We start from the raw sequence: 23069 nt of genomic DNA, 5'->3' as shown, positions 1-23069 counted from the left end.
CACAACCTAACGGCGCGTGTCGCGCTGCACACACCGGCTCCTCGATCCTGGATGCGGTAGAGTCCTGCGGTGCCCTCTGAATCCGCCGGAACAGCGCCCGGTGCCGTTGCCCTGCTTCCCGGTCCCCCGGGCGCCGGGCCGGCCGTCCGGCCGCAGCGCGGGCGCCGCGCCCTGCGCAGCACCGGCAGTAGTTCCGCCGGTCTCCGCCGGGACATCCAGGGCCTGCGCGCCCTCGCCGTCGTGCTCGTGGTGGTGTACCACCTCTGGCCGGCCGCCCTGCCGGGCGGCTTTGTCGGCGTCGACGTCTTCTTCGTCATTTCCGGTTACCTGATTGTCGGGTCCCTGGTGCGGGAACTTCAGGCCACGTCCACCATCGCGCTTGCGTCCTTTTATGCCCGGCGGATCCGCCGGCTGCTTCCGGCAGCAGCAACTGTCCTGGTCGCAACGCTGGGCGCGGCGGTGCTTATCTTCCCGGAGGGGCGCTGGCAGGGTGTGGCCCGGGACGTTGCCGCCTCCAGCCTCAATATCCAGAACTGGAACCAGGCCTTCAGCACCACCAGTTACGCCGGGGCCACGGCGGCGGTCTCCCCGCTCCAGCATTACTGGTCCCTTGCGGTGGAGGAACAGTTCTACCTGGTGGTGCCGGTGCTTCTGGTCGGAGCCGTTGCCGCCGTCCGGGCCCTGGGCATCCGTGCGGGCATGTCAGCCACCGCTCTGGCGGTGGTCTGCACCGTTTCCGCGGTGTCCTTCATCCATTCCATCCTGTTCTCCGCATCGGACCCCGGCCTGGCCTATTTCTTTACCACTACGCGGATCTGGGAACTGGGCCTCGGCGGCATCCTGGCACTCGCGGCGGGAACCCTGCCGCGCCGGTTATCGATCGCCTCCGGGTGGGCCGGAATCCTGCTGATCTTCGCTGCCGCGTTGAGCTTCTCCACCGCGATGCCCTTTCCGGGGTGGGTGGCGCTGGTCCCGACCGCAGGCGCCGCGTTGTGCATTCTTGCCGGCCGGAACGGCGGAGCGGCGGTGCCGTGGATCTCGGCTGCCTGGTGGCAGTCGCTGCGTCCGGTGTCCTACGTAGGCGATATTTCCTATTCGCTGTATCTGTGGCATTGGCCCGTCACCGTGTTCACGGTGTATCTTCTCGGGCATGCCCCGGGACTGGCCGCCGGTCTTGCCATTGCTGCCGGCAGCGTCCTTTTGGCGGTGCTGTCCACGCGGTATATCGAGAAACCGTTCCGCCGCTTCCAGGGCAGGACCGGACCGGTCGGACGCCATGGAGCGGAGGCGGTAACGCACCGCGCCGTGTATGCCCTGGCGGCGGTACTGATTGCCGTTCCGATCACCGTTGCCGCCGTTCCGTACGGCGTTGTCCAGCAGAAAATCGCCGATCTGACCGCGGACTATGATTCCGGTTCCTACCCGGGCGCCATGGCCTTTGATCCCCAACGTCCTGCAGCGGTGCCCGGGGACCGGCCGGTGCGGCCGGCTCCGGGGGCAGCGATGGCGGATCTGCCGGACATCGATGAAGCCTGCACGGTCTACGATCCGGCGGAAACCCCGTATGAGGAGTGCGTCTCCGGGGATGCCGCCGGGGAAAAGGCCATAGTCCTGGTGGGCGACTCCCATGCCGCACAGTACAAGGCTCCGCTGGAGGCGGTGGCGAAGGAGGGCGGCTACCGGCTCTACGTCCTGACGCGCAACGGATGCCCGTTCAATGCCGAACCGCTGCGCAGCAAGAAGAACTACACCTACACCGGATGCGCGTCCCAGAACCAGCAAACGGTCCGGGACATCCTGGAGATCGGCCCCGAACTGGTGGTTACGTCAGCCATGCGACCGGCCAGCTACGATCACGCGCTGGGCTGGACCTGGGAGTCAGGGAGCCGTGCCGTGGACGGTTACCTGGAGGTGCTGGAACCGCTGGAGGAGGCAGGCATCAGGATCGGGGCGATCACCGACATCCCCTATCCCGACTTCAGCATCCCGGACTGTGTTGCGGAAAACCAAAGTGCGGACGAGTGCTTCGTTCCCCGCTCCGAGCTCGCCGGGCAGGACGATCCCTTAGTCGAGGCAGCCGGACAGCTGGACGGAAGCCTGCGCGTCGACCTGACGGATTATTTCTGCGACGCCGAGCGGTGCCCTGCGGTCATCGGCAACGTGCTGGCCTACCGGGACAACCACATGACCGATACGTTCGCCCGGACCCTGGTCCTGCCGCTGCGGGAAGGGCTCGGCTTCTAGCCGCTGTCCCTCGGAAGCTGCCTACTTGCGGGCGGACACGCTGCCGTGCGCCCGCCAGCGGATGCCAGCGTCAATGAAGTCGTCAATCTCGCCGTCGAACACGGCCGAGGTGTTTCCTACCTCATGCTCCGTGCGGAGGTCCTTGACCATCTGGTACGGGTTGAGGACGTAGGAGCGCATCTGGTCTCCCCAGGACGCCTTCACGTCACCGGCGAAGGCCTTCTTCTCGGCGTCCTCCTGCTCCTTCTTCAGCAGCAGCAGCCGGGACTGCAGCACCCGCATGGCGGCGGCGCGGTTCTGCAGCTGCGACTTTTCGTTCTGCATGGACACCACCGTGCCGGTGGGAAGGTGCGTGAGGCGGACGGCGGAGTCGGTGGTGTTCACGGACTGGCCGCCGGGGCCGGAGGACCGGAAGACGTCCACGCGGATTTCGTTGTCCGGGATCTCGATGTGGTCGGTGGGGGTAATGAGCGGAATGACTTCGACGGCGGCGAAGGAGGTCTGCCGGCGGCCCTGGTTATCGAACGGGCTGATCCGCACCAGCCGGTGCGTTCCGGCCTCCACCACGAGGGTGCCGAACGCATAGGGGGCCTTGACTTCGAAGGTGGCCGATTTCAGTCCCGCCTCTTCCGCGTAGGACGTGTCCAGGACGGTGGTGGGGTAGCCGTGGCGTTCGGCCCAGCGCAGGTACATCCGCAGCAGCATTTCGGCGAAGTCGGCGGCATCCACTCCCCCGGCGCCCGAGCGGATGGTCACCACGGCTTCGCGCTCGTCGTACTCGCCGGAAAGCAGGGTGACCACTTCCAGCTGCGACAGGGACTTACGGAGGGACTCCAGTTCCGCCACGGCCTCTGCCTTGGACTCGGCGTCCGATTCGTCCTGGGCCAGTTCCACCAGGACCTCGAGGTCATCGATACGGGCTTCGATGGTCTGCAGGCGTTCCAGCTCCGACTGGCGGTGCGAAAGTTTGGAGGTGACCTTCTGCGCTTCGGCAGGATCGTCCCAGAGGTCGGGGACGCCGGCCATCTCGCTCAGCTCTTCGATGTCCTCTTTGATCTTTGCCACGTCCGAAACTTCTTCAATGGAGGCGAAGGTGGAACGGAGGGCGCGGATTTCTGCGGGAAAATCTATTTCTGCCATGGTGCTTACAGCCTACGCCATGTGCCCGCACCGCCGCCCGCCGTCGTCGTACGGGCCCACGGAGACTCCGGGGACCCGCCGGGCGATGCGCACGGCGGTGTCCCGGGGCGGCGTTAGATTAGGGGGACGGACACGGAAATGTACGCCCTTTCGAAGGAGCCTCTCTTGACCCATCCCGAGCGCGGACGCATGTACACCCTGGACGAACTCAACGACCTCGCCGAGCAGGGCGATCCCTGGGCCATGGGGAAGGTTGATGAGTGGGAGCAGCACTTCTCCAATGACTACGTGGGCAATATGAAGGACAGGTGCCCCGACCGCGACTGCGAACAGTTCGGCGAGCCGGTCACCATTTGCTACGGCGAAGACGGGCGGATCCTGGATATCGACCACGGCGGCTGGGGCCACGGCCCGGCACGCGAAGCCCGGGAGCAGAAGAAGGCGTCCTAGTCCTGCGGTGGCGCCCGCGCCGCGCCGTGCATTACTGCAGCAGCCGGGCGCGGGCCTCGCTCACCGCTGTAATGGGGATTCCCTCCGGCACCAGGAAGTTCACGATTGGCGGATGGACCCGCGCCGTCAGCACCACGCGCGCCGTCCGGCCGTCCGCCGTACCGGTCGCCCCGGTAACGGCGAGGTCCGCGAAGCGTTCCTGTGCACCCGTATCGGCGAGATAGCTGCGGGCTGCGCTGCGTACGGCACCGGCTTCCAGCACCGCCGCGGGACCGGCTCCTGCGGCGGCTTCGCCCAGCGAGAAGGTGTCGGCCGCGGCCACCGCGGCACCGTCTGCGGCCGAAAGCAGCTTCTTCTGTCCGAGATACACGGACGAGGCGGCCATCACCACCGTGACGGTCAGCAGCGCCAGCACGGAGTATCCGATAATCAGCACGCCCACCTGTCCGCGCTCTGCATCCTCCGGACGCCTGCCCCGCCGGCTCCTGAACCCGATCATCCGAACCGCTCCACGATCTGTGTGGACGCGGAATCGACCACGACCGGTGATCCGGTGGTCCACGGCAGCCCCGGGAGGGGCACGTCGACCCACACACTGACGGTGACGGTCGAGCCGGGCACCAGACACGTGTCGGAACAGCTGATGTCCATCACCATGGCCTCCGTCTCCAGCCCGAAATCATTCAGTGCGAGTTCGGCCGCCGCGGCTGCCCGTTCTTCGGCGTCGGCGGCCCCGGGAGACGCCGCGTAGACTCCGGCCGCCGCGTCGGCGGCACCGACCACCGCGAACGACGCCGCCTGGATCTCCCCCACGGTGATCACCAGATACACCACCGGCACCAGCAGGAGCAGGCCCAGGAAAATGAACTCAACTACGGCACTTCCGTCTTCCTGCGCCGCCTGCCCGTGTCGTGCCCGCGCGGCCTTCATCCACGCAGCTTCACTCCAAAACCGCATGTCCCCGGACCTCGATTCCGCCGCTGATCCCAATGAACCCGATGACCGGCAGCGGGGCACGCACCGTGATCTCCAGCAGACGGGCCCCGTCCACCGACTGCTCCGAATAACTGACATTCCCGGCATAACCTTCGCCAAGCGCACTGCCGATAAGGGTCACGGTGCGCTCGACGCCGTCTGCCGGGCTCCGGTCCGCCAGCGTCCCGTAGCGCGCACCGGTTGCAGCGGCGTCGATCAGGGTGTTCCGCACGTGCAGCACCAGCGCCAGCTGCACCACCGCTATGAACACCAGGGTCACCAGCGCTCCCACCATGACGAAGTCGACGACGGCGTTCCCCCGTTCCCCGTCGACGAGGCTGTGCCTGCCACGCCGGATCGCAGCGGCGCGGCGCCGGCTCCGGTTTATGGCTGTACCTGTTCTATGGCGGATTGGAACAGCTGCTCAAGGGCCGGCTGCACGAGGACCAGCAGCCCGGCGACGAGAATGGCCGACATCAACGTGATCATCACCCAGCCCGGCACGTCGCCGCGTTCCGGTTCCCCCGGGTTCAGGGCCGTCCGGAAACGCTGCGCAAGCCGGTACCACCATTGGGCCGCTGCCGCGGCGACAGCCGCCCACCCGTCCCCGATTGTCCGTGTGCCTGCCCGTTTCCGAAGCGGATTAGTGCGGTTCATCGTGACTCCATCTCCTCGTACGCCTTGCATGGTTTGTTTCCCCAGCGCGTTTCACCGTCCCCCTCGCCTCATAACCCCAGCCTCAGCAGTGCCAGGCCCGGGAACACCGCGAAAAGCACCGTTAGTGGAAGGATGCCGAAAATGACCGGCACCATCATGGCGATTTCCTTCTTTCCGGCTGTTTCCATCAGGTCACGCTTAGCGGTATCGCGTACGTCCTGGGCCTGCGCACGCATCACGTCCGCCAGGGGCGTGCCGCGGTCCACCGCAACGCTGACGCCGTCCACGAACCGGGTCAGCGGCGCCAGCCGGAGGCGGTCCGAGAAGTCCCGCAGTGCTGCCGTCAACGGCTGCCCTGACCGTGTCTGGGCAAGAACCCGTTCAAATTCGTCGGCGAGTTCCCCGCGCGCTGCGGCACAAACGCGTTCCAGCGCCCCGCCGGCGCTCTCTCCCGCACCGACGGCGAGCGCCATCATTTCGGCCAGGCTGGGAAATTCGGCAAGGATCCGGCTGTTGCGGCGTCCGATCTGCTGAGTCAACAGGTAGTCGCGGAGCAGGAACCCGGCTGCCGCACACGCACAGGTTCCCAGGGCCACCGCCAACACACCCACGCGGCCGCTCCCGGCGAGAAGCACCCCGGCCACTCCACCGGCCAGAAAGCCTCCGCCGGCAAACAGCACCTGTTCGGCACGGAAATCCGACACCGATTTGGTGCCGCCGGCCTGCTGCAGCCGCAGGACGAGGGCCCGGTTGGCCGGCGACCACCGTCCGAGCCGGAGCACGGCGTCGCGGAGCAGCGGACGCAGGATGCGTTCCAGCGGGCCGAACGGCGTGAGGTCCGTGGACTGCACCAGCAGCCGCGAGGCCGGCCGGACGGAGCGCAGCTGCGGTTCCACGCGTTCGGCGAATGTCATCTGCCGCAGCGGGGGCAGCCGGTGGAACACGAGCACCAATCCGGTGCCCAGCAGGACTCCTGCCAGCACCGCCGCGGCTGTGCCGGGCGTCACCGCAGCACCCTCACGTCTTCAGGCAGTGCCCCTATGCGCAGCATCAGGCGGTAACAGAGGACGGAGATCCCGATACCAGCGACCAGGACAGTGGCACCGGCAGCCGAGTTGTACGCCGCGGCCGTTTCCGGGCGGGAGGCCAGGAGCAGCAGCACCGCCCAGGGGGCTCCTACCGCAAGCCTTGCCGCATTGACTGTCCACGACTGCCGGGCCAGCAGTTCGCTGCGGGTGCGTGCATTCTCACGAAGGAAACCCGCCAATGTGCCCAGGAGCTTGCCCAGGTCGGTGCCGCCCACCTGCCGGGTGATCCGCAGCGCCTCGATGATGCGGTCGGCAACCGGATCGGCCAGATTGTCCTTCAGCCGGGTCAGCGAGTCCTCGAAGTTGCCCCCGGCCCGGTAATCCGCGGCATAGGAACGAAAGTAGCCCCGCAGTTCCTCCGGCCCGTTGCCTGCCAACTGGATGAGTGCCTCCGGAAGCGACAGGCCTGCCCGGATTGCCGAGCGCAGGTGGTCGACGACGTCCGGCCACAGTTCCGCCAAGGACGCTCGCCTGCGGCGGGCCTGGAAACGCACCAACACGTAAGGCAGCCCCGCCCCGAACAGGCCAAAACAGGCGGCGATGGGCAGGGAAAGGGTCAGGATGAACAACAGCAGCAGCACTCCCGAGCCGGTAACCGCGCAGCTGGCGAGGAGACCTGCCGCCCGGACCCGCTCAATCCCTGCCTGCCGCAGCAGGTCCTCGAGGTATCCGGTGCGCCGGCGGCCGGGGCGGCTGTGGGCCGGCGGGCTCCAGCAGGACTGCCACAGCAGCAACAACCCCATGCCCAGGGCCAACCCTGCCGCCGCGCTCATGCCGCGGCTCCGAGCAGTGCGGCAACGTTGACGCCGGCGGAAGCGAACTTGTCAGCCGCCGGCATGGAGGAGGCCGTCACTTCCAGCTTCCCGTCAACCTGCCCGAAGACCGGGGAGGACTCGATGATGCCGCCTTCGACGCGGCGGCCGAGGGCCAGGATTTCGCTGACTTCCCGGCGCCCGTTGCCGGCACGGGTGCAGTGGATCACCAGGTCAATGCACGACGCCACGGTGGGAACCACGAAGGCACTGGAAATGTTGGCGCCCGCCAGCAGGGGCAGGGTGCACAGCTTGGTCACCGCGTCCCGGGCGCTGTTGGCGTGGATGGTGCACATTCCCGGAAGGCCCGCATTCAACGCAATCAGCATGTCCAGGCTTTCCGCTTCGCGCACCTCCCCCACAATCAGCCGGTCCGGCCGCATCCGGAGCGCTTCCTTCACCAGCCGGCGGAGCGGGATCTCGCCCTGCCCCTCCAGATTGGGCTGGCGGCACTGCAGGCCCACCACATCCCGTAACGGCAGCTGCAGTTCAAAGATCTCCTCCACGGTCACCACGCGTTCCCGCGGGCCGATCGACGCACCCAGGCAGTTAAGCAGGGTGGTCTTCCCCGCCTGCGTTGCCCCCGACACCAGGATGTTCAGCCCCGCGGCAACAGCGGCGCCGAGGAAGCGGGCGGCATCGGGAGTGAGGGCGCCGAGCTCCACCAGGTGGTCGAGGCGGCGGGCGCGGGCCACGAACTTGCGGATGTTCACTGCCCAGTGCCGTCGGGTCACATCCGGAATGGCCACGTGCAGGCGCGAACCGTCCGGCAGGGAGGCGTCCACGAACGGGGAGGAAAGATCCAGGCGCCTGCCGGAGGACTTCAGCATCCGCTCCACCAGCAGGCTGACCTGCTCCGACGTGAGCGTCAGCGACGTCAGCTCGGAACGGCCGTCCCGTGCAAGGTAGATCTCCGAAGGGGAGTTGATCCAGACTTCCTCCACCGAGGGGTCATCCAGCAGCGGCTGGAGCGCACCGAAGCCGGCGACGGCGTCGAATACCTGCCGGCGGACCATCTCCGGGCGGCCCAGCGGCGGGAGGCTGCCCAGCAGCGACCGTTCGTCGTAATCGGAAACCGCCGCATCCACCAGCCGCCGGACTTCGGCGAACTGCTCCTGCGGGTCCAGCCCGCGCACACGGATGAGCTCCCGCACCTCGTCTTCGACGATTTGTACAGCATCCATCAGCATCCCCCGCTACCGCCGGACCGCAGGGCCCGGCACGAGACTGGCTGCAGCCCTCCCTGGAGCCACGGGCCACACAGTAGGGGCACCGTTGCCCTGATGCGAGAGTATTCGCCGTCCCTGTGAATAACCGCCCGAGGGCCCGGCCCTCGGGCCGGGTACCTGCTCCCCCGGCGCTACCGGGGTAGAGAACCGGAAAAACAGGTAGGGGCCGCAGGCGGCCGTCTTGCGGCGTTGCTCACACGGGGTCCCGACACCGTCGGATAGTCTTCCTCATGACCCGGCACCGTTCGCTGGGCGCGAAACACCCTGGAGATATCGTGAACAGACATACACTGGTCCGTTGGCTGGGGGGTGCGGTTCTGGGCGGTGCCCTGGTGTGCACCAGCCTGCCGGCCACGGCCCTGGCCCCGCCCGCCCCCGACAGCCCGCCGGCGCCCCAAGCACCTGCGGCCCCCACTGCCCCGGCGATGACGGAAGAGCCGGATCCCGCCGCTACTGACACCGCACCCGCTCCTTCAGCCCCCGCCGCGCCGGAGCAGTCCGGCCCCACGGATCCCGCGGACCCCGCGCAGGCACCGAAGCCTGAACATACGGCGGAGGACGGCCCGGACGCATCCGAGACAGCCGACGCGCCCGCGGAGACACTCGCAGATGCCGCCGGCCCGCTGGGCGCCAGGATGGGCCAGGGCCTTGAACGGCTCGCAACGACCGGCGATCCCCAGGTGCCCGCGGAGGAGGAAGTCCGCGAGCGCCGGGAGGCCGAAGCCGATCCGGAAACACCGGCGCAGGTACCCGATCTGGGTACCCCGGCAAAGCTGGACGAAGCGGCGCCGACCGCCGCCCCCGCGGAACAGCCCCAGTCCACCGGCACTTCCAACGGAGCAGCATCCGTTGGACCGGCAGCGACGTGGATGCCGGCGGGAATCCAGGGCCTGGATGTCAGCAGCCACCAGGGCAACGTTGACTGGCAGCGCGCCTGGAACCAGGGCGGCCGTTTCGCCTACGTCAAGGCGACCGAGGGCACGTACTACAAGAATCCGTTCTACGCCCAGCAGTACAACGGGTCCAAGAACACCGGCATGGTCCGCGGCGCCTACCACTTCGCCATCCCCGTTCCCGGTTCCGCCCGGGCCGAGGCCAACTACTTCGTGGACAACGGCGGCGGCTGGTCAGCCGACGGCAATACCCTGCCGCCGCTGCTGGACATCGAATACAACCCCTACAAGGAGCTCGGCAACACCTGCTACAACATGTCGGCCGGGCAGATGGTTTCCTGGATCCGGGAGTTCTCCAACACCATCCAGGCCCGCACCGGCCGCCTCCCGATGATCTACACCACCACCGACTGGTGGCGCACCTGCACCGGGAACACGTCAGCATTTGCCGACCATCCCCTCCATATAGCCAACTACAGCACCGCAGGAGCCGGCCCCATGCCTTCCGGCTGGGGCACCTACAACGTCTGGCAGTACAGCAGCACCGGCCCCTTCGTGGGCGATTCCAACGTCTGGAACGGTTCCGCCGCGGACCTGGCACGGTTTGCGATGTCCGGTCCGCCCCCGGACCGGACCCGCCGCGTCATCAGCCCCGGAGACTTCAACGGCGACCGCAAGGCCGACCTGCTGACCCGCCGGGCCGACGGCACCCTGTGGTTCCATCCCGGAACCGGCAGCGGAACCTTTGGCACCCCCCGCCAGATCGGTTCCGGCTGGGAAATCTACAACAGCCTCGTTGCCGTCGGCGACTACGACGGTGACGGACGCAACGACATAGTGGCCCGCCACGTCAACGGCAGCCTGTACCGCTACTCCGGCACCGGCGTCGTCGACGGCCGGAACGAGGGGTACCGCACCGCCGCCCGGATCGGCAACAGCGGCTGGGAGCAGTTCAACCGCCTGGTCGGGGTCGGCGACGCCAACAGTGACGGCCGCACCGATATCCTCGCCACCCGCCCCGACGGATCCGCCGTGCTCTACCGGGGCACGGGAACCGGACAGCACGGTTCCGCCTCCGGTGCCGGCTCGGATTGGTGGCGTTTCTCCGAAGTGACGGGCGTACGGGATTTCAACGGTGACAACCGGGTGGACGTTGTTGCCCGCAGCGGCGACGGCAGGCTCTGGCTGCGGCGGGGCGACGGCGGGGGATCGTTCGCCCCCGGCCTCTCCATCGGTACCGGCTGGGACATCTACTCCACCGTCCTGGGCGGCGAGTTCAGCGGGGACGGCCGGGCCGATTTGATCGGACAGCGCGCCGATTCCAGCCTCTGGTTCTACCGCGGCACCGGATCGGTTTCGGAAGGATACGAAACGGGCAGGCGCATCGGGGCCGTCGCCTGGGCCGCCGACCGGCTGACTGTCCCCACGGCCGATTTCAACTCCGACGGCACCGCCGACCTGCTGACGGTCACCCGCGACGGAGTCCTGCGGTTCCATCCCGGCAAGGCCTCCGGCGGCTACGGCACTGCCCGCAGCATCGGTACCGGCTGGCAGGTATACCAGGACATCACGGCAGTGGGCGATTTCAACGGCGACCGCCGCAACGATCTACTTGCCCGCAAACCGGACGGCACACTGTGGTTCTATGCCGGCACCGGCAAGGTCACGGCCACCAACAACGGTTACGCCGTAGGGGTCAAGGTCGGCAGCGGCTGGAACACCTACCAGCAGGTGCTCGGCGCCGGCGACCTGAACTCGGACGGCAGGCCGGACCTGCTCGCACGCGACAGTGCCGGTGACCTGTGGCGCTACTACGGGACCGGGTCAGTCTCAGGCCGCAACGAGGGGTACCAGGTGGGTACGCGCATCGGAACGGGCGGATGGGACAGCTACACCGCGCTGCTGGCCCCCGGGGACTACGACGGCGACGGCCGTTCGGACCTCCTCGCGACCACGGCCGAGGGTGACCTGTTGCTGTACCGCGGCACCGGGGCCGGCACGTTCAACACCATGGAAACCGTCGGCACCGGCTGGAACACGTATTCCCGGCTGCTCGTTGCTCCGCCGGCGACAGCCGGGAAGCTGCTTATGGGCGGCGTGGCCGACGGAGTCCTGTGGGAGTACCGGGGCAAGGGCATGGCAGCACAGGGTTACCAGTTCGCCACGCGAAGCGGCAACCTTCCCTAGCAAGGGGTTGCCTGCCGACCACTCAAAAGGCCTCCCGGCCCTGCGGCAAAGTCCGCAGCGGCCGGGAGGTCTTTTGACGCTCTCGTCCGGGTTCAGGCGTCTTGGGGAGCCTGCTTCTGCGCAAATACCCAGTGTTTGTAGGCGAAAAAGTTCCAGACGGTCATGAGCGCCGTCGAGGCCACCTTGCCCAGCATGTAGCTGCTGCCCACGGCCTCGAAGCCGGACACAATCAGGCTGGCGGCAACGGTGTTGAAGACCACCAGGGCCACGTACTTCACGAAGCTGGTGCCCCGGGCTCCGGTCCCGGCGAACGTGAAGAACCGGGACAGCAGGTAATTGGCGGCCAGGCTGGCCAGGAAAGCAATCGGGGTGGCCAGGAGGAGGTCCACGCCAAAGTACTCATGCAGGAACACGAGGAGGAAGAAGTCCAGGGCAAAGGACACGCCGCCAACAAGCAGGTACCTTCCCGCGGGACCGAAAACAATGCTCCGCACCCGGGCAGCCGGAGTGGCTTTCCCGCCCCCCGGCGTACGCTCCGGGGAGGGCTGTCCGGAGCCGGCCTGCTCGGGCGGGCGTACCCCTAGATCCTCATTCTGGGACATATACGGACTCAGCTCCTGGGCGAAGGACTAACGGCGGGACCTACCGGTCGGCAACGGACGGGAACGCCGAATACTCCTGCGGCGAATCCTGAGGACCGGATCCGATTTTAGCACCGCGGCCATATGGGCCGAACGGCAAACACCCCCGTCTGCGTTCCCCCGGGGCACAGCTCCCGGTCCCGGCAACGGCCCCTACGTGTTGCGGGCACCACGGTCCGGCTTTGGTAACCGCCCGTTGAGTGGATAACATTGGCTGTTGCTTATGCTGCCGCTTTGGCTGCGGCAGCGGCACTGGTCCTTCGGACGCCGTGCATCATCCTCCGGGCACCCGCAGGACCCAGCAGCCGCCCACCAAGAGAAGGAATCAGAGACACTTCCATGTTCATGACGGAACCGCCCCGAGTACTCGTGATCATGCCGGCCTGGAACGAGGGCGAGACCGTGGGGGGAACGGTCAAGGAAGTCCTCGCCCAGGACAAGGGTTACGACATCCTGGTGGTCGACGACGGTTCATCCGACAACACCGCACAGCTGGCCGAGCAAGCGGGAGCCACCGTGTTGAAGCTTCCCTTCAACCTGGGAGTCGGCGGCGCCATGCGGGCCGGTTTCAAGTATGCCAAGGTCCACGGCTACCAGACGGTCATCCAGGTGGACTCCGACGGCCAGCACGATCCCCGCGACATTGAACGCGTTGTCCAGGGGCTGCAGCACGCTGATATCTCCATCGGAGCACGTTTTGCCGAAGAGGGCGATTACAAGGTATCCGGGCCCCGCAAATGGGCCATGTCCTTCCTCGCCGCTGTCATTTCCCGGCTCGCCAAGACGAAGCTCACGGACGTGACCTCCGGATTCCGTGCGGGTAACGTCCGCGCCATTAACCAGTACATCGACCACTATCCGGCAGAGTACCTCGGCGACACCATCGACTCGCTGGTGGTGGCTATCCGGTCCGGCTGCTCCGTGACCCAGGTTCCCGTGACCATGCGGATCCGCCAGGGCGGCGTCCCCAGCCATAACCCGGCAAAGTCCGCCGTTTACCTGCTCCGTTCCGTATTTGCCCTGTTCCTTGCGCTTACCCGCCGCAAGTCGCAGGTTCCCTCAGATAAGGCATAGCCATGGCTGTTTTCGCTGCGTTTGTTTTTTCCCTTGTCATGTTTGTGCTGGTGCTGGAAATGCTCCGGCGGAAAAAGCTGCGTGAAAAGTACGCGGTGCTGTGGCTCCTGGTGGGAGGCGGGTCACTGGTCCTCGCCGGCTGGCCCCAGTTGCTGGCCCTCGTGGCCGGATGGCTCGGGGTCGAGGTTCCTTCCAACCTCCTGTTTGCCATGAGCATTGTCCTGTTGATGGGAGTGGCCCTGCATCTGTCGTGGGAGCTGTCCGTCGTTGAGGATGAGACCCGCGTCCTTGCCGAGGAAGTCGCCATCCTGAACACCGCCCTTAGCCGGCTGCAGTCCGACGTCCAGGCCCTGGAAGGCCCCCGGAACACCGGAACCGGCACCTCCCAGCCCGGTCCTCCCCCGGGAACCCAGCTCTGACACAGGTGCATATACAGGAAGGGCCGGATCAGCGATCCGGCCCTTCCTGTATATGCACCGCAGTACGGTGCCCCTGTATCGCGCCTACCGGCCCACTTCCAGGAGGTTCAGCAGGTACTGCCCGTAACCGCTCTTGACCAGCTTCTCGGCGCGGACGCGGAGCCCGTCGTCGGACAGGAAGCCCATTCGCCAGGCCGTCTCCTCCGGTGCTCCGATCTTCAAGCCCTGGCGGCTTTCGACGGTCCGGACGAAGTTCGACGCGTCATTGAGCGAATCGAAGGTTCCGGTATCCAGCCACGCGGTGCCCCGCGGCAGGACCTCCACGTGCAGGCGCCGCTGGTCAAGGTACACCCGGTTAATGTCGGTGATCTCCAGTTCGCCGCGCGGAGACGGCTTCAGCTCCTTGGCAATGTCGACAACGTCATTGCCGTAAAAGTAGAGCCCCGGGACTGCGTAGCTGCTCTTGGGCTGCAGCGGTTTCTCTTCCAGGGACACGGCCCGGCCGTCGGCATCAAACTCGACAACGCCGTACGCGCGCGGATCCGAGACCCAGTAACCGAAGATCGCCCCGCCGTCGACGTCGGCGAACCGCCGCAGCTGCGTGCCCATCCCCTGGCCGTAGAAAATGTTGTCACCCAGCACCAGGGCAACGCTGTCGTCGCCGATGTGCTCGGCACCGATGATGAAGGCCTGCGCCAGTCCATCCGGTTCCGGCTGCCGGGCGTACGTGAGGTTGACCCCGAACTGGGAGCCGTCGCCGAGCAGGCGCTGGAACTGCTCATGGTCGTGCGGAGTCGTGATGATCAGGATGTCGCGGATGCCGGCCAGGATCAGGGTGGACAACGGGTAGTAGATCATCGGCTTGTCGTAGACCGGCACCAACTGCTTACTGATCCCGAGAGTGATGGGGTGAAGCCTGGATCCGGTCCCGCCGGCAAGTATGATTCCGCGCATAGGGCTATCTTCGCCGGTGACGGAGACAGGGGGCAAATCCGGTAACCTTGGGGACTATGAAGCGGATACTTGTCACCGGCGGCGCCGGGTTCATCGGATCAAATTTTGTCCATTATGCACTCGCCGAAACAGACGCTCATATAACGGTTATCGACAAGCTTACCTACGCCGGAAACCTTGATTCCCTGGCCGGGCTGCCCTCGGACCGGTTCGAATTCGTCCACGGCGACATTACCGATGAGCCCCTTGTGGAGCAGCTTACCGAGGCTTCGGATGCAGTGGTCCATTACGCGGCGGAGTCGCACAACGACAATTCCCTGCATGATCCCCGTCCGTTCCTGGACACGAATATCATCGGTACGTACACGCTGATTCAGGCCGCCCGGAAATTCAATAAGCGTTTCCACCATATTTCCACGGACGAGGTTTACGGCGATCTGCCCATTGACGATCCCGCCCGCTTCACCGAAAGCACCCCGTACAACCCGTCCAGCCCGTATTCCTCCACGAAGGCCGGTTCCGATTTGCTGGTCCGGGCATGGGTGCGGTCCTTCGGCCTCCAGGCAACCATCAGCAACTGCTCCAACAACTACGGCCCGTACCAGCACGTGGAGAAGTTCATTCCGCGCCAGATCACCAACGTGATCGACGGGGTCCGGCCGAAGCTGTACGGCGCCGGCGAGAACGTGCGTGACTGGATCCATGCCGATGACCACTCCTCCGCCGTTCTTACCATCCTTGAGCGGGGGCGGATCGGGGAAACCTACCTGATCGGCGCCGACGGTGAAAAAACCAACAAGGAAGTCGTTGAGCTGATCCTTGAACGGATGGGAAGGGACCGCGGCGATTTCGAGCATGTGACCGACCGGCCGGGCCACGATCTGCGGTACGCCATCGATTCCAGCAAGCTGCGCACCGAACTGGGGTGGAAGCCGCGCTTTTCCTCCTTTGAGACCGGCCTGGACAACACCATCAAGTGGTACATGGACAACGAGGCCTGGTGGCGCCCGCGCAAGGAAGAAACCGAGAGCCGCTACCGGGAGCAGGGCCAGTGATGCCGGCCGGCGAAACGCCGGGCATCTTCGCCAAGGAGCTGGCCGCACACCCTACGCCGATTCCCGGCGTTCTCCTGTTCGACCTCCCGGTGCACGGGGACAACCGCGGCTGGTTCAAGGAGAACTGGCAGCGCAGCAAGATGGCAGCCCTGGGACTCCCCGACTTCGGCCCGGTCCAGAACAATATTTCCTTCAATGAGACCGCCGGCACCACCCGCGGCATCCACGCGGAGCCCTGGGACAAGTACATTTCCGTAGCAACCGGACGGGTGTTCGGCGCCTGGGTCGATCTGCGCGAAGGCCCTACGTTCGGCCTGACGTTCCACCATGTCCTGGACCCCTCGCAGGCGATCTTCATTCCCCGGGGGGTGGGCAACGCCTTCCAGACCCTTGAAGACGGGACCGCCTACACCTACCTCGTCAACGACCACTGGAGTGCCGACGCCCAGGAGAAGTACACCTTCCTGAACCTGGCCGACCCGTCGGCGGCCATTCCGTGGCCGATCCCGCTGGACTCCGCGGAGACGTCGGCCAAGGACAAGGCCCACCCGTTCCTTCCCGACGTCACTCCCATGCCTGCCAAGCGCGTGCTCGTTCTCGGCGCCGGCGGACAGCTCGGCACGGCGCTCCGGTCCTGCTTCGCTGACCGGGGCGACGCCGTATTCGCGGACCGGACCGACTTCGATCTGGCCGACCCCGCCGCCTACGACACCGTCCGCTGGCAGGACTACGACGTGATCATCAATGCCGCGGCCTACACCGCCGTCGACAAGGCCGAAACGCCCGACGGACGCAGGGATGCCTGGAGCATCAACGCATCCGCGGTGTTACGCCTGGCGCGGGTTGCGGCAGAACACCGCATCACCCTGGTGCATGTCTCCACGGATTACGTCTTCGACGGCACCTCGGATAGCTACCGCGAGGATGCCCCGGTGTGTCCCCTGGGTGTCTATGGCCAGAGCAAAGCTGCCGGTGATGCCGCTGCCGCCACCGCGGACCGGCACTACATCATCCGTACCAGCTGGGTGATCGGCCAAGGCAACAACTTTGTCCGCACCATGGCTTCGCTTGCCGCCAGGGGCGTCGCGCCGTCCGTGGTCAACGACCAGATCGGGCGCCTCACGTTTGCCGACGACATCGCCGCAGGCATCCGGCACCTGCTGGACACCGGTGCGCCGTACGGGGTCTACAACCTCACGAACGACGGCGAACCAGGGTCGTGGGCCGAGGTCGCCGCCACGGTGTACCGGCTCACCGGCGCCGATCCCGCAGCGGTAACGGGTGTGAGCACCGAGGAATACTTCGCTTCCATGCCCGGTGCGGCTCCCCGCCCGAGGAACAGTGTCCTGGACCTGGACAAGATCAAGGCCACCGGGTTTATCCCGCGGCAGGCAGGCGATGCCCTGGCCGCCTACCTCGGCGGCGAAGGCCGCTAAGCCGCACTGCCGGCAGGAAAACAGGGATGCCCCCGCCGCTGCTGCGGCGGGGGCATCCCTGTGTCGAGCGGGGTCCCGGGTCAGTCCCGGACCACCTCGTACGTGTACACCGGGGTGCCGGACCATTGCAGGGTCCGGTCCGCCCGGAGGCAGTCCACCTCGAGTTTCGACGTTGAGGCAATGTGGCCCAGCTCCGGCATCGCCTCCGCCAGGACACACGGGTCGATGTGGACATACGTGACATCGAAGCCGTTGGTGCTGATGTCCGTTTCCTCGCCGGGCGCCCAGTTAAACGGAACATACCCTCCGCCCCGGTTCCACGCCTCTTCGAACTTGTTGTCCGGATCGAGGCGGTGCCACATTTCCATGTCGGGGCCTGAGCGCTGCAGTCCGGACAACATGGGAACACCGTTGGCCAGGCCCACGGTATCGAAGGACCCGAGGTTCGAGGCCCAGACAGTGCCCTCGGAACGCGCTTCAGCGCCCTCCTCGTAGAGGATCCGCGCAGTCTCCGAGGCCCGCAGGTCAGCCAGCCCGATCACCAGGGGGTTGGCCCGGTACACCGGAAGTGCGGCAAGCACCACGGCCAGGGCCACCGGCCAGCTCCGGTCGGGGTACCGCGTCACCAGGAGAACCACGAGTGCCACGGCGGCACCGGCTGCCGCAATCACGAGGAAGCGCATATCCGGGAGGTACTCTGCCTGCACCTGGGAAGCGGCATACACGGTGACGGCACCGGAGGCCAGCGCCGCAACGACGGCGGTTTTCCAGCGCCTGCTGTCCAGCATCGGCAGCAGAAGGCACGCCGCGATGACACCAAGGACACCGACCACTTGGGCCGAGCGCACCGAAGGCACCAGGTTGAGCAGGGGGATCTTCTCGCCCAGGTTGCCCAGATCCACCAGGCACCAGCCCAGCCAGACCAGTCCGAACGCGAGGACAGTCCACGCGGCTATGCCCCGGCGCAGCGACGGGATGACCCTGCTGCCCGCCAGCAATACGGCAATCCAGACGAACGCCACCGTGAAGGACGTGGAGAGCTCGCTGGCGTTGGCAGCTATGGGCACGGAACCGTTCTGAAGCGGCGACAGCGCCGGAGCCCCGAACAGCAGGCCAAAAGGCTGCGCTTCGGCGGACGAACGCCGGGCACCGGGATACACCGTGCTGAACAGGGCGTTAAGTCCCTCGGAGTTTTCCAGCAGAAGCCCGATTCCGAAGACGGCTGCCGTGAGTCCGGTCAGCAGGACCGGGCGGATACGGGTCCACCAGGAGCCGGCGCGGGTCAGTATCCACAGGGTGGACGCCGCCAGCACGGGCAGCCCGAGCACCAGCGACCACGGAGTGTAGAAGGAAGGCATGCCGGCGATGAGTATTCCGCCGACCAGCCCGGCAACGGCAGCCGTCAGGCGCTGGCCGCGGTTGAAGCGGTGGTAGGCGGTAATCATCAGGCTTGACCCGGTAAGGGTATAAGCGATCAGGGCCACCGGCATCATCGACCACCATGCGACGCAGGGCGAAAGGGCGATCAATCCGGCAGCCAGCCATCCGAGCCGCCGGGAGCCGCCCACCTGTTCAAACCATTTCGGCATCATCAGCAGCAGAAGCAGGACCGGCAGCCACCAATGGGCCGCAAAAACGTTCGCGTCGGGCAGGAACTGCGCGAGCTTGAGGAGTCCGGAGTCGAAGAATACGAAGGACTCGAAGAATCCGCCGGAGGTAAAGCGGTGGACCAGGTCGGCCCGTGCACCCATGCCGCTCAGCGTGGGGGCGGCGCCGGTGGCCATCACTGACAGGGCGATCGGCGAATAGGCGTTGTACTCATCCGAGCGGATCCCGCTGGAGAGGCCGAACTGTGTGCCGAGCGGATTCTCCGGATCCTGCCGCAGATGCCCCATCCCGATGGAGGACGTCGTGGCCCCCATCAGGACCATCACGGCGTAGGCGGCCACGACGGCGGCCCGTAGGGCATTGTCACCCGTTCGGAGCCACTGGAGGACAGGCTGCAGCACAGCGCCGGCCCGGTCGGCGGCGCGTGTTGTCTTCAACATGGGTAATGGAACCATTCCGCGGGCAGTCGCTGCCCGCTGTCTGACTAAGTGGTGCTGGCTACGACGTTTTCCTTGCCCATCCGGCGCCGCAGCCCCAGGTAGACAAGCCGGCGGCCGTAGGCGTTGGCCAGTGCGAGGGCATTGCCCCGGCGCACGTCCGCCTGCGCTACGGCCTCGGGGTGGGCGGCAAGGATCGCCTGATGCAGGCCCGCGGCCTGTTCCGCCTGCGCCTTGGCAAGCCGGACACTCCACTGGCTGGCGCTGATCCTGAAACTTGCCAGCGTCTGGGGAACCGCTACCAGGTCCCCGGAGCGCAGAACCCGCACATAGGCAGTCTCGTCAATCATGTAAGGGAAGGTGTCATCCCACCACCCCTCGGACAGGATGTCCCGCTTGAGCAGGACCGCCGCCGGCTCGCCGAAGATGTTGGTTCCGCTGCGGACCGTCGCACGGACGGCGTCCCGCCCGCTGACCAGGCCGTCCAGCCCGGCCAGCCCGCGCGAGGCCATAACGGGCGCGCCGTGGGCGTCGACGATTGCGCGTTTACTGGCCACCATCACCGCGCTGGGGTGTGCCTCGGCAGCTGCCATCTGGATCTCCAGCGCCTCGGGTGCGATAAGGTCGTCCCCGCAGACCAGCTTGATCCACTCCCCCCGGGCGTGTTCACTCACCCGGTTCCAGTTGGCTTTGGCACCGCCGCCGTGCGGCGTCGGGCTGAGGACCCTGATCCGCGGGTCATCGGCGAAGGAGTCAATAACGGCACCCGTGCCGTCAATGGAGCTGTGGTCGGCTATGACAACTTCGAAGTCCGGGTAGGTCTGCGCCGTCACGGACTCCAGTGTTGCCGCCAGATAGGCAGCGTTGTTGTAGGCCGGAATGACTATGGAAACGCGGGGACTCATGCTTCGTCCTCTTTCTGGGACCCGGCGCCCTGCACGGGTTCCCGGGGTGGTTTGCGTCTGAACGAGAAGTATTTATGCCCGAAGTAGTTGATGAAGACCGTGGCACAGGTGATGACGATCTGGGCCGGGATGCGAGGTGCGCCCAGCATGTCCGAGGCGACAAACAACAGCACCATGTTCACCAGCAGCGCCGTAAGGTTCACCAGGGCGAACCGGCCCAGGTCCGTCAGCACATGGCCGGAGACCCGGAAAACGAGCTTCCGGTAGACGAAGAACACGGCCACCAGGGAGATCAGCCACGCGGTCCCCAGTACTACGAATGACGGGACTTCACTGCCGAACAGCAGGTCGAGGGCAATGAAGAGCAACGTGCTGAAAACCGTGTTGGCGCCGCCCACAATCAGGAAGGCCACCTTTTCGGTCTTCAGCAGCCGCATCAACGGTCCGGGAGGGCCGGAGAAAACGCCGCGCGGTTCCTCCGGGAACGGTGTCTGCTGCTCGCCCGTCACGACGCCGCCTGCGCGGTTTCATTACGGCCCGCAGAGCGGTTCCTACCACGGACCGACTGCACCAGGTGCAGCACCGACCAGAGCACGCCCAGTCCCATGGCGGTATAGATCAGTACCACGAGGACCGGCCAGGCAGGAGGTTCGAAAGTGATGCGGATGTCCTGTCCTTCGCTGCCGGCAGGCACATCCACGGTCAGCAGGTAACCGCGCAGCGGGTCCGCAATCTGCGCCCCCTCCGCACTGTACCCGGGCCAGGCGAGCCTGCTCATGACAACCTCCGCGCCGCCGTTGGGCACTTCATCAACGTGCAGGACCAGCTCCTGGCTGGAGTCCGACACCGTGCTCACCCGGGTTCCGGGCGTTGCCCACACAGCTTCGCCGTTGTTTTCCAGCGGCTCATCACGAACCCAGGTCACGAAGTCCCCGGTGCGCTCCACTTCATGCCAGCCCTGGGGAACCACCCGCGCCCGCAGCGCCTCCCCCGAGGTGTCCGCCGGATCCCGCAGGATCTGGACGGTATCGATGGAGAGCAGATCCACCAGGAGCTCACCGGTTTCCTCATCCACGGTGAAGAGGCTGTCTGCGGCATTCTGGCAGGTTGAGCCGTGGCTGGTCATGCAGAGGTCTTCGGAATACTCGGCGAACATGATGGGACTGTAGAGATTATGCGTCGGCTTATCGCTCAGGTACCACGCGTTGGAAGCAAGGGTTTCGTCCCAGATTGCCGGTCCGAGCCGATCCGGCTGGCCCACGACGAAGGTCATGCCTTCGGCCTCGGAAAGGGGTTCGGCATAGTCTTCGGGGGAATCCGGGAACTGGAAGTCGGGCAGGGGCGAAGCAGGGAAGTAATGCTTCTGCCCTACCGCCGTAACCAGCGATACGAGAATGATGCCCAGGGCGGCCGCACGGACACCCCAGATCCTGATCTGTTTCTGCGGGGCGTACAGCACCGCGACCGCGCAGATCAGACCGACCAATGCCACGGCGCCCAGGACGACGTGGATCCTCCCGGTGTTCGGGTTCTGGCTCCACGCCAGGTAGAGTCCCGCGGCGTAAAGAACGGAAACGGCCGCGATACGTCCCGTCGTCAGCGTGCGGACCCTGAAACGTGAAAGCAGGACAGCCAGCAGGACCAGGGCCGTGAGGGAAACATACGGCACGAGGCGGATGGGGAAACGCAGCGGTCCAAGGTCGCTCGGCGCCAGTGTGAGCATGAGGGAAATGACACCGACCGTGACCAGTCCGGCCAGGGACGGCCAGGAGCCCCGGATGCGGCGTCCGCTGATAAGGCCCAGCAGCGGCAGGAACCAGGCGATATAAAGGACGGGGACGGGCGCGAAGGCACCCCACCAGCCACTGACCTGGGGCAGGGCGCTGCCGACGGCGGAACTTGCCAGGCCCGTCAGGTCCGTTCCCAGGAAACCGCTGTTTCCGATCTCGGAAGCGCGGGCAGTGACGCCGGCGGTGAGGACGCCCGGCAGGTAGACGGTGAGGGCAACCAGGCCCAGGATGACGCCGGAGACGAGGAGCGGGATGGCCCGTGCCGGAGTGCGGCGGACAAAGACTTCGATCAGCAGGGCCAGGAAGACGACCACAAGCATGATGGTTCCGTGGACGTAGCCCACGGTAATCAGCAGATAGGAGAAGACCAGGGCGGGCGCAGGATTCCGGCTCTGGGTGATCAGCCGGCGCAGTCCCCACCAGGCCCAGGGCAGCAATGCGAAGACCATCAGGCCGGTGACCCAGGAGGATCCGTCGAAGTACGTAGTGAAGCCGGTCAGCGTGACCGCGACGCCGGCCACGGCAGCCCACGGCGGCGTTGCGCGGTAGCTGCGGGCGAGCTGGAACGTACCCAGCGCAAGGACCAGCATCAGCGTGATTTTCAGGATGGTCGAGAAGAGCACGCCGTCCGTAATCACGGTGGACATCAGGCCGATGAGCATGATCAGTGGGTTCCAGAGACCCCACTGGCCCTCGGCGGCATAATTGCCGGCTGCCCAGGCCTCATCGCTGAACAGCCACCACTCGCCCCGGCGCAGGCTTTCGCCGATCTCCACCCAAATGCCGTAGGCGCCGGCCTGCGTGTCATCGTAGAAGTAGAAACGGGGCGTGCGGATCAGCGGGATGAGGGAGCCGATGAACGTGGCGGCGACGGTAATGAAGCCCCACAGCAGTGTTTCCCTGCCCCGTTCCTGCGGCCGGACCTCCTGCGCCTGCCCCTCGCCGGGATCGGCGAGCATGCCGCTCTGGCGCCCTTGGCTCACTGTCGTCATAAATTGCGGTCCGTTCTACGCATACGTGCCCTTTCAGAGGCAGCCCTCAGGAAGGCCTTCGCAATTCTAGCCCATTGAGCTGT

General features: G+C 66.2%; 21 protein-coding genes. 7 read left to right on the top strand and 14 right to left on the bottom strand.

Annotated elements, in window-relative coordinates:
* The first annotated feature begins 69 nt into the window (after nt 1-69).
* On the top strand, nt 70-2244 hold the full coding sequence (locus AC5RT8_RS13700; protein ID WP_494096248.1) for an acyltransferase family protein: 2175 nt from the start codon (nt 70-72) through the stop codon (nt 2242-2244).
* Nucleotides 2245-2265: 21 nt separating this feature from the next.
* Here the strand turns inward: AC5RT8_RS13700 and prfB are convergent, their stop codons facing one another.
* A complete protein-coding gene (gene prfB, locus AC5RT8_RS13695) occupies nt 2266-3384 on the bottom strand; it encodes a peptide chain release factor 2 (RefSeq protein ID WP_494096247.1) in 1119 nt (372 codons plus the stop codon).
* Between the two features lie 165 nt (nt 3385-3549).
* Here prfB and AC5RT8_RS13690 point away from each other — a divergent pair, with 165 nt between their 5' ends.
* Nucleotides 3550-3834 carry a hypothetical protein gene (locus tag AC5RT8_RS13690; RefSeq protein WP_494096246.1) on the top strand — a complete coding sequence of 95 codons (285 nt, stop codon included), beginning with the start codon at nt 3550-3552 and terminating at the stop codon, nt 3832-3834.
* Nucleotides 3835-3865: 31 nt separating this feature from the next.
* On the opposite strand, the gene AC5RT8_RS13685 is transcribed toward AC5RT8_RS13690, so the two are convergent.
* The 7 genes from AC5RT8_RS13685 to AC5RT8_RS13655 form a co-directional block, all read right to left on the bottom strand.
* Entirely contained in the window at nt 3866-4333 is a 468-nt protein-coding gene (locus tag AC5RT8_RS13685) for a pilus assembly protein TadG-related protein (RefSeq protein ID WP_494096245.1), read from the bottom strand.
* Nucleotides 4330-4764 carry a hypothetical protein gene (locus AC5RT8_RS13680; protein ID WP_494096244.1) on the bottom strand — a complete coding sequence of 145 codons (435 nt, stop codon included), beginning with the start codon at nt 4762-4764 and terminating at the stop codon, nt 4330-4332. The genes AC5RT8_RS13685 and AC5RT8_RS13680 overlap by 4 nt, the downstream gene beginning before the upstream one ends.
* Nucleotides 4765-4774: 10 nt before the next feature.
* Nucleotides 4775-5167: a TadE/TadG family type IV pilus assembly protein gene (locus AC5RT8_RS13675; protein ID WP_494096417.1), complete on the bottom strand. Its 393-nt coding sequence runs from the start codon at nt 5165-5167 to the stop codon at nt 4775-4777.
* A gap of 26 nt (nt 5168-5193) precedes the next feature.
* Nucleotides 5194-5466, bottom strand: a complete 273-nt coding sequence (locus tag AC5RT8_RS13670) for a hypothetical protein (protein ID WP_494096243.1) — start codon at nt 5464-5466, stop codon at nt 5194-5196.
* A gap of 68 nt (nt 5467-5534) precedes the next feature.
* Nucleotides 5535-6473, bottom strand: coding sequence for a type II secretion system F family protein (locus AC5RT8_RS13665; RefSeq protein ID WP_494096242.1), 939 nt, complete (start codon nt 6471-6473; stop codon nt 5535-5537).
* Nucleotides 6470-7327, bottom strand: coding sequence for a type II secretion system F family protein (locus AC5RT8_RS13660; RefSeq protein ID WP_494096241.1), 858 nt, complete (start codon nt 7325-7327; stop codon nt 6470-6472). The genes AC5RT8_RS13665 and AC5RT8_RS13660 overlap by 4 nt, the downstream gene beginning before the upstream one ends.
* Nucleotides 7324-8550: a TadA family conjugal transfer-associated ATPase gene (locus tag AC5RT8_RS13655; protein ID WP_494096240.1), complete on the bottom strand. Its 1227-nt coding sequence runs from the start codon at nt 8548-8550 to the stop codon at nt 7324-7326. The genes AC5RT8_RS13660 and AC5RT8_RS13655 overlap by 4 nt, the downstream gene beginning before the upstream one ends.
* 320 nt (nt 8551-8870) lie before the next feature.
* On the opposite strand from AC5RT8_RS13655, the gene AC5RT8_RS13650 reads away from it, so the two are divergent.
* Nucleotides 8871-11675, top strand: coding sequence for a GH25 family lysozyme (locus AC5RT8_RS13650; RefSeq protein ID WP_494096239.1), 2805 nt, complete (start codon nt 8871-8873; stop codon nt 11673-11675).
* Between the two features lie 92 nt (nt 11676-11767).
* Here AC5RT8_RS13650 and AC5RT8_RS13645 read toward each other — a convergent pair whose 3' ends face one another.
* Nucleotides 11768-12277: a GtrA family protein gene (locus AC5RT8_RS13645; protein ID WP_494096238.1), complete on the bottom strand. Its 510-nt coding sequence runs from the start codon at nt 12275-12277 to the stop codon at nt 11768-11770.
* A 378-nt stretch (nt 12278-12655) separates the two neighbouring features.
* Here AC5RT8_RS13645 and AC5RT8_RS13640 point away from each other — a divergent pair, with 378 nt between their 5' ends.
* A complete protein-coding gene (locus tag AC5RT8_RS13640) occupies nt 12656-13390 on the top strand; it encodes a glycosyltransferase family 2 protein (protein WP_494096237.1) in 735 nt (244 codons plus the stop codon).
* 2 nt (nt 13391-13392) lie between these two features.
* Entirely contained in the window at nt 13393-13809 is a 417-nt protein-coding gene (locus AC5RT8_RS13635) for a DUF2304 domain-containing protein (RefSeq protein ID WP_494096236.1), read from the top strand.
* Between the two features lie 84 nt (nt 13810-13893).
* On the opposite strand, the gene rfbA is transcribed toward AC5RT8_RS13635, so the two are convergent.
* Complete coding sequence (rfbA, locus tag AC5RT8_RS13630; RefSeq protein WP_494096235.1) at nt 13894-14763, bottom strand: glucose-1-phosphate thymidylyltransferase RfbA; 870 nt, start codon at nt 14761-14763, stop codon at nt 13894-13896.
* 56 nt (nt 14764-14819) lie between these two features.
* On the opposite strand from rfbA, the gene rfbB reads away from it, so the two are divergent.
* Both rfbB and rfbD read left to right on the top strand, forming a co-directional pair.
* Nucleotides 14820-15818, top strand: coding sequence for a dTDP-glucose 4,6-dehydratase (rfbB, locus tag AC5RT8_RS13625; RefSeq protein ID WP_494096234.1), 999 nt, complete (start codon nt 14820-14822; stop codon nt 15816-15818).
* On the top strand, nt 15818-17254 hold the full coding sequence (gene rfbD / locus AC5RT8_RS13620) for a dTDP-4-dehydrorhamnose reductase (protein ID WP_494096233.1): 1437 nt from the start codon (nt 15818-15820) through the stop codon (nt 17252-17254). Before rfbB ends, rfbD begins: the two co-directional genes overlap by 1 nt.
* Nucleotides 17255-17334: 80 nt before the next feature.
* On the opposite strand, the gene AC5RT8_RS13615 is transcribed toward rfbD, so the two are convergent.
* Genes AC5RT8_RS13615 through AC5RT8_RS13600 form a run of 4 tightly spaced genes read right to left on the bottom strand, consistent with a single transcriptional unit; the run spans nt 17335 to nt 22986 of the window.
* Nucleotides 17335-19302 carry a DUF7657 domain-containing protein gene (locus AC5RT8_RS13615; protein ID WP_494096232.1) on the bottom strand — a complete coding sequence of 656 codons (1968 nt, stop codon included), beginning with the start codon at nt 19300-19302 and terminating at the stop codon, nt 17335-17337.
* 44 nt (nt 19303-19346) lie between these two features.
* On the bottom strand, nt 19347-20204 hold the full coding sequence (locus AC5RT8_RS13610) for a glycosyltransferase family 2 protein (protein WP_494096231.1): 858 nt from the start codon (nt 20202-20204) through the stop codon (nt 19347-19349).
* Nucleotides 20201-20713: a GtrA family protein gene (locus AC5RT8_RS13605; RefSeq protein ID WP_494096230.1), complete on the bottom strand. Its 513-nt coding sequence runs from the start codon at nt 20711-20713 to the stop codon at nt 20201-20203. The genes AC5RT8_RS13610 and AC5RT8_RS13605 overlap by 4 nt, the downstream gene beginning before the upstream one ends.
* Nucleotides 20710-22986 carry a glycosyltransferase family protein gene (locus AC5RT8_RS13600; protein ID WP_494096229.1) on the bottom strand — a complete coding sequence of 759 codons (2277 nt, stop codon included), beginning with the start codon at nt 22984-22986 and terminating at the stop codon, nt 20710-20712. Before AC5RT8_RS13600 ends, AC5RT8_RS13605 begins: the two co-directional genes overlap by 4 nt.
* Nucleotides 22987-23069: the final 83 nt, after the last annotated feature.

This window comes from Arthrobacter sp. Ms25, assembly GCF_059090365.1.
This window is presented reverse-complemented; position numbering and strand designations above follow the sequence as displayed.

Coding starts and splice junctions, on each gene's coding strand:
- prfB (WP_494096247.1), bottom strand. CDS start 3,384: ATGGCAGAAATAGATTTTCCCGCAGAAATCCGCGCCCTCCGTTCCACC.
- AC5RT8_RS13685 (WP_494096245.1), bottom strand. CDS start 4,333: ATGATCGGGTTCAGGAGCCGGCGGGGCAGGCGTCCGGAGGATGCAGAG.
- AC5RT8_RS13680 (WP_494096244.1), bottom strand. CDS start 4,764: ATGAAGGCCGCGCGGGCACGACACGGGCAGGCGGCGCAGGAAGACGGA.
- AC5RT8_RS13670 (WP_494096243.1), bottom strand. CDS start 5,466: ATGAACCGCACTAATCCGCTTCGGAAACGGGCAGGCACACGGACAATC.
- AC5RT8_RS13660 (WP_494096241.1), bottom strand. CDS start 7,327: ATGAGCGCGGCGGCAGGGTTGGCCCTGGGCATGGGGTTGTTGCTGCTG.
- AC5RT8_RS13655 (WP_494096240.1), bottom strand. CDS start 8,550: ATGGATGCTGTACAAATCGTCGAAGACGAGGTGCGGGAGCTCATCCGT.
- AC5RT8_RS13645 (WP_494096238.1), bottom strand. CDS start 12,277: ATGTCCCAGAATGAGGATCTAGGGGTACGCCCGCCCGAGCAGGCCGGC.
- AC5RT8_RS13640 (WP_494096237.1), top strand. CDS start 12,656: ATGTTCATGACGGAACCGCCCCGAGTACTCGTGATCATGCCGGCCTGG.
- AC5RT8_RS13635 (WP_494096236.1), top strand. CDS start 13,393: ATGGCTGTTTTCGCTGCGTTTGTTTTTTCCCTTGTCATGTTTGTGCTG.
- rfbA (WP_494096235.1), bottom strand. CDS start 14,763: ATGCGCGGAATCATACTTGCCGGCGGGACCGGATCCAGGCTTCACCCC.
- rfbB (WP_494096234.1), top strand. CDS start 14,820: ATGAAGCGGATACTTGTCACCGGCGGCGCCGGGTTCATCGGATCAAAT.
- rfbD (WP_494096233.1), top strand. CDS start 15,818: ATGCCGGCCGGCGAAACGCCGGGCATCTTCGCCAAGGAGCTGGCCGCA.
- AC5RT8_RS13615 (WP_494096232.1), bottom strand. CDS start 19,302: ATGTTGAAGACAACACGCGCCGCCGACCGGGCCGGCGCTGTGCTGCAG.
- AC5RT8_RS13610 (WP_494096231.1), bottom strand. CDS start 20,204: ATGAGTCCCCGCGTTTCCATAGTCATTCCGGCCTACAACAACGCTGCC.
- AC5RT8_RS13600 (WP_494096229.1), bottom strand. CDS start 22,986: ATGACGACAGTGAGCCAAGGGCGCCAGAGCGGCATGCTCGCCGATCCC.